Source organism: Nannocystis bainbridge (assembly GCF_028368995.1).
Classification (GTDB): domain Bacteria; phylum Myxococcota_A; class Polyangia; order Nannocystales; family Nannocystaceae; genus Nannocystis; species Nannocystis bainbridge.
Window position 1 is genome coordinate 497000 of the sequence record NZ_JAQNDL010000004.1, and the last position, 15755, is coordinate 512754.

10 protein-coding genes are annotated in these 15755 nt (G+C 73.5%); 4 read left to right on the forward strand and 6 right to left on the reverse strand.

Features of this window, described 5'->3' with window-relative positions; all coding sequences use genetic code 11:
* The first annotated feature begins 137 nt into the window (after window positions 1-137).
* Complete coding sequence (gene aac(3), locus POL25_RS39415; RefSeq protein ID WP_272091563.1) at window positions 138-959, forward strand: aminoglycoside 3-N-acetyltransferase; 822 nt, start codon at window positions 138-140, stop codon at window positions 957-959.
* Between the two features lie 161 nt (window positions 960-1120).
* On the opposite strand, the gene POL25_RS39420 is transcribed toward aac(3), so the two are convergent.
* The 5 genes from POL25_RS39420 to POL25_RS39440 form a co-directional block, all read right to left on the reverse strand.
* Window positions 1121-2590 carry a DUF1254 domain-containing protein gene (locus POL25_RS39420; RefSeq protein ID WP_272091564.1) on the reverse strand — a complete coding sequence of 490 codons (1470 nt, stop codon included), beginning with the start codon at window positions 2588-2590 and terminating at the stop codon, window positions 1121-1123.
* A gap of 358 nt (window positions 2591-2948) precedes the next feature.
* Window positions 2949-5750 carry a DUF4388 domain-containing protein gene (locus POL25_RS39425; protein WP_272091565.1) on the reverse strand — a complete coding sequence of 934 codons (2802 nt, stop codon included), beginning with the start codon at window positions 5748-5750 and terminating at the stop codon, window positions 2949-2951.
* Window positions 5751-5961: 211 nt separating this feature from the next.
* Window positions 5962-7920: a sensor histidine kinase gene (locus POL25_RS39430; RefSeq protein WP_272091566.1), complete on the reverse strand. Its 1959-nt coding sequence runs from the start codon at window positions 7918-7920 to the stop codon at window positions 5962-5964.
* Complete coding sequence (locus tag POL25_RS39435) at window positions 7917-8561, reverse strand: DUF4390 domain-containing protein (protein WP_272091567.1); 645 nt, start codon at window positions 8559-8561, stop codon at window positions 7917-7919. The genes POL25_RS39430 and POL25_RS39435 overlap by 4 nt, the downstream gene beginning before the upstream one ends.
* Window positions 8558-10123 (reverse strand): BamA/TamA family outer membrane protein, encoded by a 1566-nt coding sequence (locus POL25_RS39440; protein ID WP_272091568.1) that lies wholly within the window; start codon window positions 10121-10123, stop codon window positions 8558-8560. Before POL25_RS39440 ends, POL25_RS39435 begins: the two co-directional genes overlap by 4 nt.
* 61 nt (window positions 10124-10184) lie before the next feature.
* On the opposite strand from POL25_RS39440, the gene POL25_RS39445 reads away from it, so the two are divergent.
* Window positions 10185-10568, forward strand: a complete 384-nt coding sequence (locus POL25_RS39445) for a response regulator (protein ID WP_272091569.1) — start codon at window positions 10185-10187, stop codon at window positions 10566-10568.
* A gap of 196 nt (window positions 10569-10764) precedes the next feature.
* Here POL25_RS39445 and POL25_RS39450 read toward each other — a convergent pair whose 3' ends face one another.
* Window positions 10765-11523 (reverse strand): sugar phosphate nucleotidyltransferase, encoded by a 759-nt coding sequence (locus POL25_RS39450; protein ID WP_272091570.1) that lies wholly within the window; start codon window positions 11521-11523, stop codon window positions 10765-10767.
* 224 nt (window positions 11524-11747) lie between these two features.
* Between POL25_RS39450 and POL25_RS39455 the strand changes: the two genes are divergently transcribed.
* Window positions 11748-14828, forward strand: coding sequence for a DUF2135 domain-containing protein (locus tag POL25_RS39455; protein ID WP_272091571.1), 3081 nt, complete (start codon window positions 11748-11750; stop codon window positions 14826-14828).
* Window positions 14829-14843: 15 nt separating this feature from the next.
* Window positions 14844-15737 carry a KPN_02809 family neutral zinc metallopeptidase gene (gene ypfJ / locus POL25_RS39460; protein WP_272091572.1) on the forward strand — a complete coding sequence of 298 codons (894 nt, stop codon included), beginning with the start codon at window positions 14844-14846 and terminating at the stop codon, window positions 15735-15737.
* Window positions 15738-15755: the final 18 nt, after the last annotated feature.

Sequence of the window (15755 nt, forward strand, 5' to 3'; positions counted from 1 at the left end):
GACCCCGGGGGCGCGGCTCCCGGGGTCGTTCTTCTTCATGGTGCGAGCACGACGCGAGAGCGCGGCCTTCGGCGCCGCGGCCTTGCGCTTGTCGCCCGCGCGGGCCCGGCCTAGGCTGGGGAACCGGAGGAGCGCCCGTGAACCTCGTCTGCCCGCGGATCACCAGGGACATGCTCGCGCGCGACTGCGCGGCGCTCGGCGTCGGGCCGGGCGACACGGTGATGGTGCACGCGTCGCTGCGCGCGGTCGGGCCGCTGCTCGGTGGGCCCGATGCGCTGATCGACGCGATCCTCGAGGCGGTCGGCGCGGCGGGGACGATGATGGTCTACCTCGGCTGTCCTTCGCCGTACGACGACCTCGGTCGCGGGCTCTACTCGGCCGAGGACGAGCGCTTCATCGAAGAGCACTGTCCGCCGTTCGACCCGTACCTGACGCGGGCGAGCCGCGATTTCGGGATCCTGGCCGAGTTCTTCCGCGGCCACCCGCGGGTCCGCTGCAGCGCCAATCCGGGCATGCGCATGGCCGCCGTGGGGGCGCGCGCCGAATTCCTGACCCGCGACCACGGGCCGGACTTCGGGCTCGGCGAGGGCTCGCCGCTGGCGCGGCTGTGCGACGTCGGCGGCAAGGTGCTGCTGGTCGGCTCCGACCTCGACCAGGTGACGCTGCTGCACTACGCCGAGGCGGTGGCGTCGATCGAGGGCAAGCGGCTGGCCCACGTGCGCGTGCCGGTGCTGCGCGAGGGGGTCCGCGTGTGGCAGGACGCCGTGGAGTTCGACACCAACCACGGGATCTGCGACTGGCCCGATCGGTTCTTCGGCACGATCGTGGAGGGGTTCATCGCCGCCGGTCACGCGCGCAGCGGGCCGATCGGCCAGGCGGGCTGCCACCTGCTGCCGGGCCGCGCGTTGGTCGAGTTCGCGGCGCCGATCATGGCGGCGACGGCGCGGCAGGCGGGGTGAGCGAAGGGACATGTCCGATGGGACATTCCCTCGAGGACATGGGCTTCGGGGCAGGTCTTTGGGAGCATGTCCGATAGGACATGACGTGAGGCGACATGGGCCGGCGCCGACGCGACGAGCGTGGCCGGCGTGCTGACCCCCAGCGCGGGGGAATGCGCCGCTCACGGCATGCGGACGACCGGCGGGGGCACCCAGTCGCCGCGCAGGACCGGCTCCTTGGGCCAGTAGAGGCGCATGATCAGGTTGAACGGGCCGGCGGGCGCGGGCAGCCAGTTGGCCTCGCGGGCCTTGCCGGGCGACTCGTGCTGGATGTAGAGGTCGAGCGAGCCGTCGCGGTTGCGCTTCAGCTTGTCGCGCTGGCCGAGGCCGTAGCGATCGAGCGGGTTGTCGACGAAGTAGTGCTGGGCGTCGTAGAGGGTGACCGACCAGAAGCCCGCGACCGGCGGGGTCTCACCCTTGTCGAAGTGGAGGACGTAGCGGCTCGCGCCGGTCAGCGGCTGGCCCTCGCCGTCGACGCTGGCGACCGGATAGACAGCGTCCTGCGGCAGGTTGGCGCCGAGGCCGACCTCGGCGATGAGGGCCCGCAGCTCGTAGTCGACGCCGTACTGGCCGATGTCGGTGGTGATCCGCCAGCCGTTGACCTGGTCGCCCGGCAGATGATGGGCCGCGGCCGCCAGCTCGGCGCGAGCGTCGGCGAAGCCCTCGTCCAGCGCCAGGGTCTCGGCCGGCGTGAGGGCGTCCGGGTTCCACGGCCGGCCGCGCTCGAGCCGGAGCTCGCGCATGGCCGCGACCATGGCGGCGTCGGCCTCGGCCGGCGGGTTCTCGGGCAAGAGCTCGGCGACGCGGGCGAGGAACGCCTCGGGGGCCATGGCGAGGACCTGCTGCGGGGGCGGGGTGCTGACGTCGACGCCGGTGGTCAGCGGCGTGGGCTCGGGCGCGACGGCCATCGGGCCCCAGCCGGACAGCGGGGTGAGCTTGTACTGATCTTGCAGCTTGTGGACGGCGAGGGTGTCGAGCTCGCTGGTGACCTCGGTGCGGCCGATGATCCAGACGATGTCGGTCGGGGCGCGCAGCTCGACGAGGCCTTCGGGCAGCGCGCCCTGCCAGGTCGGTCCGACCACGGCGAACTGCTGGGCCTTGTTGCCGGTGGTGCGCGTGCCGGGCGAGGCGAACACGTTGGTCCAGGCGTCGAGCATCGGCATGAGCCAGTAGCGCTTGCCCATGTCGGGGACGCTGAGCACGACGGGCTCGCGGGCGAGGTCGAGCCAGGCCGAGGAGTAGAGGGTGTCGGCGTTGGGGCTGACGACGTCGTGGAACTTGGCGCTGGGGAAGGCGCGCAGGTGCTGGAAGCTGTTGACCGCGGTCTGCGAGGTCATGACCTGGCGGGTGAGGTCCATGAGCACGAGCGGGTAGGCGAAGGTGTAGACCTGCTGGGCGATCCGGCGCAGCCGCGGATCGGCGGTCGGCTCGGGCGGCGGCGGCTCGGGTGCCAGCTCGCGGACGGGCTCGACCGGCGCTGCCACCTGCGGCGCGGGCGCGTGGGCGAGGCTGCGACCGCGGTGACAGGCGAGGGCGAGCAAGCCGAGGGCGAGGACCGGGACGAGCGAGCGGCAGGACGGGCTCCGGTGCATCGGGCAAGGCTGGCCGAGGCCCGCCGCGGCGCAAGCAGGCGGGCGGGCCGGAAGCGGCGATGCGGGGCGGCAATTGCGGGCTGCAGGTCGAGGACGGCGCGGCCGTGCGTCAGGATGTCTCTCGGGACATGTCACTCGCGCTCGCCGAGTGGATGTCTCTCGGGACATTTCACTCGCGCGCTCGTCGGCGTCGAGTGGATGTCTCTCGGGACGTTTCACTCGCGCGCTCGCCCGCGCCCGGCACATGTCCCGAGGGACATGTCACTCGGGACATGTGCCGGGTACATGTCTCTCGGGACATGTCACTCGCGCGCTCGCACGCATGACCCGAAGGACATGCGCGCGCGCGGGTGCCGCCTCACTCGGCTTCGCGGTACTCGAGCGCGAGCTCGCAGTAGGGGTCGAGGTAGAGGGCGCGGTCGAAGCACTCGCGGGCGTTGTCGCTGGCGCCCATGCTGACGTAGATCGCGCCGCGGTAGGCGTGGAGGATCGCCAGGCTCGGGTTGATGCTCTCGGCGTAGTCGAGCAGCTCGAGCGAGTTCTGGCCGATGTCGGGGTCGCAGCCGCTGGCGCGGTAGCGGGCGAACGCGAGGTGGGCGTGCAGGTCGGCGGTGTCGAAGCCGGTGTTGTAGGCGTCCTCGAACAGGGCCACGGCGGTGTCGTAGTCACCCTCGCGCATGGCGGCCTCGGCCTCGCCGTAGCGCACTGCCGCGTAGCTGGCAGCCCCGCCGTCGCCGCTGTTGGCGTCGTCGTTGGCCCCGACGAAGGTGTTCTCGCCGCTGGCGAGCATCGGCTCGTCGGCGTAGCCGGCGTCGTCGTCACCGATCTCGGCGTCCTCGTCGAGCTCGTCGAGCTCCTCGGCGTCGTCGTCCTCGTCGCCGAGGTCACCGAGGTCGGCCGAGAGCACGCCGGAGACGTTGGGATCGCCGAGGTCGGCCAGGTCGACCGCGAGCGACAGATCGCCGGAGACGTTGGGATCGAGCGGGGCGCCGTCGAGGTCGTCGCCGAGGTCGCCGGCGAGGTCGCCGAGGTCGTCGCCCAGGTCGAGGCCGTCGAGGTCGTCGAGCTCGGGCAGCGGCTCGTCGCCGTCGCCGAGCAAGAGGTCGTCGTCGACGCCAGCGAGCAGCTCGTCGGGGTCGAGGCCAGCGTCGGGGTCAAGGCCAGCGTCGGGGTCGGTGCCGGGACCCTCGTCGGCGAGCACGGCGGCGAGCGACTGCACGCCGCTCTCACCGGCGAGGTCGCCGAGGTCGCCGAGGTCGCCGAGGTCACCTGGTTCTTCGGGCAGGTCGGCGAGCGGCTCGAGCGCGAGGCTGGCGGGCGTGAGGGTGGCCGGCGGCTCGGGATCGAGGTCGCCGCGGCCGAGCTCCGCGAGGTCGGCGAAGGCGCCGTCGGCAGGCGCTGCTTCGGGCTCGCTCGCGGCGGCGATCGCCGGCTCTTCAGGCGCTGCGTCGTCGGCCGGAGCGTCGTCGCCCGCGTCGGTCGGATCGTCGAGCATCTCGTCGTCGTCGAGCTCCTCGAGCTCTTCGATGTCCTCGAGCGGCTCGTCGTCGGCGTCGGTCTCGTCGGGGATGGCGATGCCGGCGAGGGACTCGTCAGGGAGGGGCTCGTCGACGAGGGCGAGGCCCACGAGCGACTCGTCGGGCAGGGGCTCGTCGGGCAGGGCGATGCCGGCGAGCGACTCGTCGGGCAGGGCGATGCCGGCGAAGGACTCGTCGGGGAGCGGATCGTCGGGCAGGGCGAGGCCGGCGAGCGACTCTTCGGGGAGGGCGATGCCGGCGAGTGATTCGTCAGGCAGGGCGACGGTGGCGAGCGCGTCGTCGCCGAGCAGGTCGTCGGGATCGCCGAGGTCGTCGGGCAGCTCGGGCTCGGCGAGCAGGGCCAGCGCGGCGCTGGAGGGCGAGAGGTCGGGCGCGGGCGCGGCGACCGGCGGGTCCTTGCGCAGCGAGGACAGGCCGGGCGGGGGGCCGAGCTTGTGGGTCGCGGGCGTCGGCGCGGGGGCGCGGATCGAGTCCTCGGGGCCGTCGCGCAGGTCGCTGAAGTCGGTCTCGGCGTCGAAGGCCCCCGAGACGTCGGCGGACGGGGCGGGCGTGAGCGTCGGCGCGATGGCGGGCGCGGGGCGAGGGATGATCTCGCGAGCGGCGGCCGCCTGCAGCTTGGCCCGCAGGTTGCGCGGGTCGGTGACGATGCTCTCGTCGACGTTGAGGCCGCGGAACATCTCCTCGTCCTCGGTCGGCAGCAGCGGGACCCGCGGGTTGCGGCTCGAGGAGGCGCCGAGGTCGATCGGGAGCCGGCTCGGCAGCGGGGTGTCCTCGTACTCGCCGATGGTCGAAAGGACCTCGAAGCCGGGCGCGAGCTGGTCCTCGGGCAAGGTCGGCGGGGTCAGGTTGGGCCGCAGCGGGGCCAGGCGCCGCGGCGATTTGGTCTCGAGCGGGTCGACGACGCCGGCGCTGAGGAGGCCGAGCAGCAGGGTCGAGAGCTGCGGGACCTCGAGGTCGGGGCGGCGCGACAGCAGCTCGTCGGTGGAGCGGCTGCCGTCGATGCAGCGCAGGAAGTACAGCTCCTCGGGCAGGAGCTCGAGGCCGGCCGCGTCGCCGCTCCAGCGCGGGCTCGGGGTCGGGTACCTGTCGGCGAACGGTTTGAGGGCCTCGCGCGCGCGCTCGTCGGTGAAGCGCTCCTGGATCGCGGCGAGGATCAGCGCCTCGATGGTGCCGGCCGGCGGGGTGCCAGTGATGCCGGGCTCGGCCCCGGACTTGAACTGGAACCGGCCCTCGTCCCAGGCGAAGATCTCGAACAGCTTGCGCCGCAGCTGCTCCTCCAGGCCGTAGCGCAGGTTGTGCTCGGAGAGGATGCCCATCTCGACCAGCAGCTCGCCCTGCTTCTTGCCGGTGCGGCGGATGGCCTCGAGGGTGTTGTCGCACTGCTCCTGCGTGATGAGGCCCTGATCGGTCAGGACCTGGCCGAGGAACTCGGTGGCGAGGTTGCTGCGCACGACCGTGGGCTGGCCGTCGACGAAGAACACGACCTTCTTCGTGTCCCCGCTCATCAGGTACAGGCTGCCGGTGATGCCGGCGCCGGCGATGTCGCGCAGCAGGCTGGAGAACGGCACGCGCTTGAGCGAGCCCTTGGTCGGAAACCCGAGGTCGGTGTCAGCGGAGGTCATGCGCGAGAGCTCTGGAGCCGAGCGGGCCAACGATACCCCGGCGGCCACAAGCCGGGCAGCCCGGTCCGCGTAGGGTCTGCGCTGGATCGGGCGCCGGACGAGGCGCGCAGGCCCACGGGCGGGCAGTGTCACAGTCGAGCTTCGCGGTGCGCTCTTTGCGCAGCGCGGGGAGCCGGCGGGCCGCGCAGATCTGCCCCCGCGCGGGCGGGCCTCACGCAGGCTCGTGGAGCGGCAGACGGATGACGACGGCGGCGCCGCCGAGCTCGCTGTCCTCGACCCGGACCTCGCCGTTGTGGTCGAGCACGACCTTCTTGACGATCGCAAGGCCGAGGCCGGTGCCCTCCTTGCGGGTCGACTCGTAGGGCTCGAAGACCCGCTCGCGCCGCTCGATCTCGATGCCGGGGCCGTTGTCGTCGACGCGCAGCTCGACGAACCCGGGCTCGCCCCGGGCCGGCCGCGCGGCCACCCGCACGTGCACGGGGCCGCGCTGCCGCTGCGACAGCACCGCGTTCTCGACCAGGTTGACCAGGCATTGCTTGAGCAGCTGGCGGTCGCCGAGGATGACGAGCGAGGCCGGGGCGGGCATGACCTCGAGGACATCGGCGTCGCGCTCGGTGAGGTGGCCGTAGGCGCGCTCGAACTCGCCGAGGATCCGCGCGACCAGGGTCGGCTCGAGCTGGGCCTCGGGGACCTTGGCGAAGCGCGAGAAGCTGGTGACCATGCGCCGCAGCGACTCGATCTCGTCCTCGACGATCTCGACCGAGGAGCGGAGCAGGCGCGAGAAGTTCTCGTCGGTGCCGGGGTCCTTCTCGCGCAGCTGCTGGGCGGCCAGCTGGATCGGGGTGAGCGGGTTCTTGATCTCGTGGGCGATCCGCCGCGCCATCTCCTGCCAGGCGCCGACCCGCTGCAGGTAGGACAGCTTGCGCTGGGCCGAGGCGAGCTCGTCGAGCATGCCGTTGAAGGCGGCGCCGAGCTGGCCGAGCTCGTCGTTGCCGAGCTCGGGCACGCGCGCCAGCAGGTCGCCGCCGGCGACCCGCAGCATGGCGTCGCTGAGCATGCTGAGCTTGCGCGTGGTGGCCCGCGCGAGCAGGAAGCCGGCGATGAAGGCGACCATCAGCACGAGCGCGCTGGCGGCCCCGATCGCGCGGTAGACGGCCCGCTCGAGCTCGCCGCGGTCGACGACGTTGCCGTCGACGGTGACGTAGTCGAGGCCGCGCTTGATCATGCCGAGCGACTGGTAGTCGCGGTCGAGCGCGGGGTCGAGGGCGAAGATGGCGGCGAGGCGATCCTGGTCGGTGGGACCTGTCGCTTTGAACATGTTCAAAGGGACAGGCCCGGACATGACCCAGATCCGCGCGCCCTCGTCCTCGGGCAGCAGATCGCGCCGCTCGGCCAGGGCGTGGTGCGGGCCGTTGATCTCCAGCTCGACGAGGTCGGGCTCGCGGCGCAGCAGGGCGTGCAGCAGCTCGCGCGGGCCGGCGGGGTCGTCGGCGGTCAGCTCGCCGCGGGCGGCGGCCAGCTCGAGCTCGCGGGCCATGGCCTCGAGGCGGGCGCGGTAGGTCTCCTTGCGGGCCTTGACGTAGCCGTCGTAGAAGGGCAGCGAGAGGGCGACGGCGTCGTCGCTCTTCTGGGTGGCGGCGCCGACGATGCCCTCGAAGTACTGGACGGTGAGGGCGACGAGGTAGGCCGAGGCGCCGACGCAGAGGATGCCGAGGCAGACGAGCGCGGTGATCACCCGCGACTCGAGCCGACCCCACCACGGCACACGCGGGGCGGCGACGATGCGCTGACCGATCCGCGTCATGCGGATCCGCGAGAGGTCGCTCGGGCGCGAGTCGGCGGCGCCGAAGCGGAAGAAAGAAGAAGTGCGGGCCCCGGCCTTGTCGGCGCGCGGGTGGACGCTGGACTCGGGGCGCGCGGCCGGGGTGACGGCGGAGGGCGGGCGCGCGGCGGTCCGGGCTCGCGGCCGCGAGGGCTCGCCGAGCCTGGGGCGCGGATCGAGGTCGTCGCGCGGGCCCGCGGGCAATTCGTCGGAGGCGGCCGGCGTGGTGCGCGAGCCGGATCGTCGCGGGAGGTCGTCGCGCGATCCGGCTTGATGCGTCGCGTCGCGCGCGCCGGGCGGGTTCACCGGGCGCGGGGCGTCGTCGTCGCTGGGGCCGCGCGCGCTCATGACGACACCAGATAGAAGCCCGGGACGGTTTTTATTGCGAAGGTCTGCTCGGCGCTCTGGGTGGCGCGGACGAAGATGCCGACCCACCGCGAGAACACCGAGAGGTCGCGGCCCTGGCCGCGGTCCCACTCGTCGCCGGACTGCGGGGCGAGCAGGTCGCGGTCGATCGGGTTGCGCTGGCCGACGACGGTGGCGAAATAGACGGCCTCAGGGCCGCGCTGGAGGGCGCTGACGCGGGCGATGCGGACGCGGTCGAGGGTGGTGGCGCGGGCGATCGCCTCGTCGCGATCGGTGTAGTAGCGGATCTGCGGGGCGCGCCCGGGATCGCTGGTGGTGACCACGTAGCGCTCTTTCCACGGGTTGTACTGGATCTTGACGACGCGCGAGCGCTGGTCGACCGGGAGGCTGTGGCCGGTGCGATAGACGACGATCTCGAACACGAGGGTGGTGGCGAACGCCGACTCGAGCGAGGCCATGGCGTCGTCGTCGCGCGTGGGCAGGAGCTCGGGCATGGCGGCGGTCATGAGCACGCCGTCGCCGACCTCCTCGAACTTGGCCCGGCGGTTGCGCAGCAGCTCGAGGCCGCTGGCGCCCAGCAGCGGCAAGGAGAGGCCGGCGAGCAGGAGGGCGCGCCGCTTCACAGCGGGGTCCTCCGCAGGACGTTGCCGACGCTGAACTCGAGCGCGCCGACGACGGTCTCGAGGCGCAGGCCGAAGTTGGCGTTGAAGCCGACCGGGGCGGCCCACTCGCCGGCGGCGCGGTGGAGGGCCCGCTCGGCGGCGTCGCCGGCGAAGGTGAAGATGCCGGTCGACCACACGAGATAGCCGGCCTTGATCCCGCGCACGCGGTTGCGCTGGAACAGCGGCCACACGTACTCGAGGTCGACGCGCGCGAACAACGAGCCGAGGACGCGGCGATCGACGCCGGTATTGAAGACGTCGACCGGGCTGCGGGTGGTGTAGATGAGACCCAGCTCGCGCCCGGGGGTCCAGTCGCTGAGATCGCCGGCGAAGAAGCGCTCGAACCGCGGGGCCCGGCCGGCGATCTGGCCGGCGACGAGGCTGGGGGTGATCCAGTGGCCCCAGGGCAGGCGGAAGCTGTAGGCGGCGCCGGCGACCAGCTTGATGTACTCGTACTCGCTGCCGACCAGCGGGGAGCTGAGCTGGAGGTCGAGGGCGACGCGGGCGCCCTTGCCGAGGCGCGCGGCCTCGTCGCGGCCGTCGTAGTTGAGGCCGAAGTTGAAGGAGGTGAGGCGGTGGACGCCGCCGAGCAGCTCGAGGTCGACCGGGCGGGTCTCGCCGAGCGGCGAGGTGTAGGTCGGGTCGCCGGGCGGCTGGGCGTTGACGCGCTCGAACCGGTAGTCGAGGCCGAAGACGAGGCGGTTGCCGGCGTTGAAGGTGGTGCCGAGGATGCCGCCGATCCGGCCGTAGTCGACGGTGCGGAACAGCGACGGGTCAGGGTCCTCGGGGCGGCCGGCGATCCGGAACGGCTCGCTGGCAGAGGTGACGTAGATGGTGCCGGCGAGGCCGAACCGCGAGCCACGCAGGCGCGGGGCGGCGAGGTGGAGCCGGAAGGCCTGCTGCCGCCGGCTGCGCGGGACCTGCCGCGGCAAGCTGCCCCACACGAAGCCGCCGCCGAGGTGCAGGGCGCGGCCGAGGAAGTTGCGCTCGAGCGCCTGGACGCCGCCGCGGAAGGGGGTGAAGCGAGATGTCCCGAGGTACAGGTCGGTGACCTCGAGCGAGCTGCGCTCCTCGACCTCGACGGTCAAGGTGACGCTGCCCGGGTCGTCGGCGAGGGGGCGCAGGCGCAGGGTGACGCGCTCGAAGGCGTCGGTCTGGAGCAGGCGCAGGCGGGCCCGCTGGACCCGCGCGTCCTCGGGCCACAACAAGGTGGCGCCCTCGCGCAGGCCCTCGGCGGCGAGGATTTCGACGATCCGCGCGCTCGGGGTCTGCTCGGTGCCGCGGACGGTGAGCGCGGCGATGGTGACGCTGCGCCGCTCCTGAGCGCCGGCGGTCGCTGCGCCTGGACCGGGGCCCGGATCGGCGGGGGCGACGACGACAGGTCGGGCGGGTGGACCGGCAGCCGCGGCGGTCCACGGCAGGATACCTGCCGCGAAGAGCCCCCACGCGGGGCCGCACGACCACCGACTCGGAGCAGGCCGCCGGGATCGGCGGTCGCCTGCGCGGGCGTCAGGGGCGTGCATCGGCCGCGAGTGTAACGCAAGGCGCGCCCGCGCCGCTCCGTTGTCCGCTAGACTGCGTCCCGTGGTGGGCCGCAAGCTCGTCGTCTACATCGAGGACAACCCGAGCAACTTCGCTCTGGCCCGCAAGATCCTCGAGCTGTCCGGCGACTACGAGGTCATCGGCGCCAAGGACGGGGTGTCCGGCCTGGCCCTGGTGCGCGACCGGCGACCGGACGTGGTCCTCCTCGACCTCGATCTGCCGGGGATCAGCGGGATCGAGGTGGTGCAGCGGATCCGCGCGAGCCCCGACATCGCGGGGACGCCGGTGCTGGCGGTGACGGCGAGCGTGATGAAACGCGAGCGCCGCCAGGCGATGGACGCGGGGTGCGACCGCTTCATCGAGAAGCCGTTCGACATCCACGAGCTGCGCAGCCAGGTCGACGAGGTCGCGGCGATCCAGCGCTGAAGCCGAGCGGGTGCGCCTGGCCGAAGGGGCAGGTGCGCGGGGCGGCGGGTGAGGAGTCGGCCGAATCGGCGACCTGGCGGCGGTGAGCGGTCGCGCGAGGCTGTCCGAAGGGGCAGGTCCCAAGGGGAATGTCCGAAGGGGCAGGTCTGAAGGGGCAGGTCCCAAGGGGCATGTGCCAGGGGACATGCCCGAAGGGTCAGGCGGTGCGGGCGGCCAGGATCTCGGCGAGGGCGGCCAGCTGCTCGGGGGTGTTGACGCCGGCGACCTCGTCGGCGGGGACCTCCACGGTGAGGACGCCGCGCTCGGCGGCGCGGGCCACCAGGTCGGTGAGGTAGATCTCTCCCTGGGCGTTGGCCTGCCCGAGGCCCGGCAGCTCGCTGCGCAGCAGCTCGGCGCGGGCGCAGTAGACCCCGGCGTTGCACTCCCGGAGCGCGCGCGTGGCCGCGTCGGCGTCGCGCTCCTCGACGACGGCGTGGATCCGCCCGCGGTCGTCGCGGACGATCCGGCCGTAGCCGTGCGGGTCTTCGGGCGTGAAGGTGGCGAGCGCGAGACCGGCGCCGCTGGCTGCGCAGGCTTCGACGAGGCCGGCGAGGGTGGCCGGTCGCAGCAGCGGGACGTCGCCCGAGAGGATGAGCACCGGACCTTCGTGGTCGGCGATCGCGGGTAGTGCGCACTGTACCGCGTGCCCGGTGCCGAGCTGCTCGGCCTGCACGACGAAGCGGAGGTCGGTGAACACGGGCCCGAGGGCCGCTTCCACCTGCTCGGCCCCGTGACCGACGACGACGACGAGGCGGGCGACGCCGGCCGCCCGGGCGCTGCGCAGGACGTGCACGGCCAGCGGCTCGCCGGCCAGCGGGTGCAGGACCTTGGGCAGGTCGGAGCGCATGCGGGTGCCCTTGCCCGCGGCGAGGACGACGGCGATCGGCGAAACGGCGGTGACGGGCTGCTGTGGCACGCGCGGCGGACCTTAGCAAAATCGCCGGGCGCGGGTGTCCGGGCCGCCGTGCGCTGCGCAGGTGCGAGCTCGCTCGCGTAAGGCAAGGTGGGACGCGAGCGGCGGCCGTCGCTGCGCCGCCGGGGGGCCGCTCCGGGCCGCCAGGTTGCGCCGCAAGGTAGCCTGTGCGACCGTTGGTGTCGGTCCGCGCGCGTATCGGGATGGCACTCCGTCGCAACAGATTGATGGGTTGGAGCTCCGCGTCGATCGCTGCGGCGGTGCTGGCGCTGGCGTGCGGTCCGGGCGTTCGCTCGGAGGCCGGGCCCGATCTGGCCAACCTGGCGGGCAAGAGCGGGGCCGACGAGCCGATCCGCCGCGAGCCGCCGATCTCGCTGACGGCCGCCGACGGGGCCGAGCTGCCGCTGCGGGTGCTGCGGGTGCGGGCGGTGCTCGATCAACCGCTGGCGTTCACGGAGCTCGAGCTGGCGTTCGACAACCCGGAGGGCCGCCCGCTGGCCGGCCGCCTGGCGCTGGCGATCCCGCCGGGCGCCCGCGTGACCCGGTTCGCGGCGTTCCGCGACGGGGCCTGGCAAGAGGCCGAGGTGGTGCCGCGGCGGACGGCGATCCAGGAGCTGGCGCTGAACCACGCGCCGCAAGAGCCGCAGCTGGTCGGGGCGCCGGAGGGCGAGCGCTTCGTGGCTCGCGTCGAGCCGATCGCGGCGCGGCAACAGACGCGGCTGATCGTGGCGTACACGCAGGAGATGCGCGGCCGCAGCGAGCCGTACCGGGTGCCGGTGGCCGGGCTGGCGCCGCTGCGCGAGCTGGCGGTGGCGCTGCGCTCGCGGGCGCCGCTGGTGATGGCCGGCGACCCACTGTTCGCGGGGGTCCGCGGCGACGGCGAGTTCTACCGGTTCGCCGACGTGCGTCCGACCGGCGACATCGTGGTCCAGCCGCACGGGCCGCGCGAGCTGGGGCTGCGCCACGACAACATGGTGGTGGCCCGGATCTCGCCGATCCCCCACGACCACCCGGATCCGGTCGAGAGCCTGGCGATCCTGTTCGACACCAGCGCCTCGCAGGCGCTCGGCTGGGACACCCACGTCGACCGCCTGGGGCAGGTGATCGAGGAGCTGGTCGCGCGGGTCCCGAAGGACTTCCCGCTGCGGGTGGTGGCGTTCGACCAGGGCGCCGAGACGGCGTACGAGGGGACGATCCGCGGGTTCGGCGAGGCGGCGCTGGCGGCGATCCGCTCGCGGCGGCCGCTCGGCGCCTCGAACCTGCTGGGCGCGCTGCGCTTCGCGGCCCGCAGCGGCGAGCGACCGGCCCGGCGCATGCTGGTGATGACCGACGGGCTCATCACCGCCGGGGCGCACACCGAGGCGGCGCTGGTCGCCGAGGCCGAGCGGCTGCGCAAGGACGGGGTGGCCCGGCTCGACGTGATGCTCGAGGGCGGTGCGGCCGATCCGGCGCGGCTGCGCGGGCTGACGGCGCTGACGCATTTGGGCGCGCAGCCGGAGACGCTCAAGGCGATGGGCCACGAGCTGGCGCCGTCGCGGCCGGGGCTGGTGCTGCGCAGCGGGGTGACGCCGCGGGTCGCGGCGCATCGGCTGACCCGCACGGTGGTGCGCGACGTCGAGGTGCGCGTGCCCGGCAGCGGCTGGGTCTACCCGCAGAAGCTCGAGAGCGTGCAGGCCGGCGACGACGTGCTGGTCTACGCCGAGTACGCGGAGGACGAGCTCGAGGTCGAGCTGGTCGGGCACGAGGTCGCGGCGCGCCACGGCGTGGCGCTGACGCGCTCGCCGTCGCCGCTGCTGCAGGACGCGTGGGCGGGGGCCCGCGCGGCCTGGCTGATCGACCAGGCCCGCTCGTGCGCCCGCGGGCCCGACGACACCTGCGACAAGTTCCGCGAGCGCGCGGTCGAGTTCTCGCTGTCGAACCGGATCGTCAACGACGCCACGGCGATGGTGGTGATCGGCTCGGCCCACGACTACGCCCGCTTCGGCCTCGACGGCACCTCGCTGCGCGACGTGCTGACGGTCGGCAAGTTCGGGCCCGAGTGGCGCGAGGCGGCCCCGGTGCCGCTGCCCGACGAGCGGGCCGCGCCGCCGTCGCACGCGCTGCTGGCCGGGCTGCGCATGTCGAGCTTCGACGCCGCGCCGGCGCCGACCACCGCCGCGGCCCCGCCGGTGCCGCCGGTGCCTGTCCGATCGCGCAGGTCCGAACGGCAAGGTCCCAAGAGACCTGTCCGAGAGAACAGCCGACCCGACGCCGCCGCCGATCAGGCCGGCGAGGACGCGCGCGACCGCATGCGCGACAAGGACGCCGGGCTGCGCTTCGGGCCCCAGCGCACGCCGGCCGACGCCTACGAGGGCAACTTCCTGGCGGTGATGAACCTGCTCGGCGCGTGGGACGACAAGCGCAACGCGCTCGGGGTGGCGGAGCGGTGGCAGCGGGCGGCGCCGGCCGACGTGATGGCGCTGCTGGCCCTCGGCGAGGCGCTCGAGGCCAACGGCCGCGACGACCTGGCGGCCCGCGCCTACGGCTCGCTGATCGATCTGTACCCCGGCCGCGCCGACGTGCGGCGGACCGCGGCGGGCCGGCTCGAGCGGACCGGCGAGGGCGCGGGCGGGCTGGTCCTCGACGCCTACAGCCGCGCGGTCGAGCAGCGCTACGACGATCCGGCCGGCTATCGCCTGTACGCCTACGCGCTGCTGCGGGCCGGCTACTTCGGCGAGGCGTGGGCGGCCCTGCTCGACGGCATGGCGTGGGCCCGCGTCGAGCCGAAGACCCGCGGGCTCGAGCGCGTGTTCAAGGACGATCTCGGCCTGGTCGCGGCGGCGTGGATCCGTCGCTGGCCCGACCAGCGCGACTACGTGATGGAGGCGCTGCGGGTGCAGGAGGCCGAGCTGGCCGAGCAGCCGTCGCTGCGGTTCGTGCTCAGCTGGGACGACGCGCAGAGCGACCTCGACCTGCACGTGCGCGACGGCCACGGCTGGCACGCCTTCTACCGCGAGAAATCACTCGAGTCGGGCGGCCGCCTGCTCGACGACATGGACGCGGGCTACGGGCTCGAGGCGTTCGTGATCGACGGAACGGCCGCGGCCTACCCGTACCGGCTCGAGGTCGGCTACTACGGCCGGGGCTCCGACTACGGGGCGGGCAAGGTCCAGATCGTCGAGCACGACGGCGCGGGCCAGCTGTACTTCGACGAGCGGCCGTTCGTGGTCCTCAAGCAGCGCGGCTACGTCGACCTCGGGGCGCTGACGGGCTCGCTGGCGCCCGCGAGCCGGAGCACGGTCGCCGCGCTGGCGCCGACCGGCAAATGAGATCACGCTCGGGGCATGCGCTTCGAGAAGGGCTACCGCAGCGACGACGTCATCGACCGCCGGGGTCAGCGCAGCTTCGGCGGCGGAGGCGGCGGGGGCGGGGCGATGCTCGGCCTGGTCGGCATGCTGCTGCGCTCGCGGTTCGGGTGGTTCGGCGTGATCGTCATGCTCATCCTCTATGCGACGATGGGCCGCTGCGAGCAGCAGGGCTCGTACCTGGCCGGGCAGCAGGACGCGCCGGTCGCCGAGGGCAAGGCCGACGACCTGTCGAGCTACGTCGCCTACGCGCTCGACGACGTGCAGTCGTCGTGGCAGGCGCGCTCGCCGATCGCGGTGTCGGGCGCCGGGCCGACGCCGTACCAGAAGGCCAAGCTGGTGCTGTTCACCGACCGGACCCCGACCGGCTGCGGCTACGGCGAGGCGGCGTCGGGTCCGTTCTACTGCCCGGCCGATCAGCGCGTGTACATCGACCTCGGGTTCTACCGCGAGCTGCGCGACCGCCTCGGGGCCACCGGTGATTTCGCCCAGGCCTACGTGATCGCCCACGAGGTCGCGCATCACCTGCAGAACCTGCTCGGGCTGTCCGACAAGGTCCACGCCGCGTCGCCGCGCCAGCTGCAGGGGCCCGGCGGGCTGTCGGTGCGGCTCGAGCTGCAGGCCGACTGCCTCGCCGGCGTGTGGGCCCGCGACGCCGAGCTGCGCGGCAAGCTCGACCCGGGCGACATCGACGAGGCGATGCGCGCGGCCGAGGCGATCGGCGACGACCGCCTGCAGAAGATGGCGCGCGGCACGGTCCAGCCGGAGTCGTTCAGCCACGGGACGTCGCAGCAGCGCGCGCGGTGGTTCGCCCGCGGCCACGACTCGCACGACCCGGCCCGCTGCGACACCTTCAACGCGGCCGAGCTTTGATGTGAACCTCGGGACATG

Excerpts from the sequence above, each read along its gene's own strand:
- POL25_RS39420 (WP_272091564.1), bottom strand. The coding sequence starts at position 2,590 with ATGCACCGGAGCCCGTCCTGCCGCTCGCTCGTCCCGGTCCTCGCCCTC.
- POL25_RS39425 (WP_272091565.1), bottom strand. The coding sequence starts at position 5,750 with ATGACCTCCGCTGACACCGACCTCGGGTTTCCGACCAAGGGCTCGCTC.
- POL25_RS39430 (WP_272091566.1), bottom strand. The coding sequence starts at position 7,920 with ATGAGCGCGCGCGGCCCCAGCGACGACGACGCCCCGCGCCCGGTGAAC.
- POL25_RS39440 (WP_272091568.1), bottom strand. The coding sequence starts at position 10,123 with ATGCACGCCCCTGACGCCCGCGCAGGCGACCGCCGATCCCGGCGGCCT.
- POL25_RS39455 (WP_272091571.1), top strand. The coding sequence starts at position 11,748 with ATGGGTTGGAGCTCCGCGTCGATCGCTGCGGCGGTGCTGGCGCTGGCG.
- ypfJ (WP_272091572.1), top strand. The coding sequence starts at position 14,844 with ATGCGCTTCGAGAAGGGCTACCGCAGCGACGACGTCATCGACCGCCGG.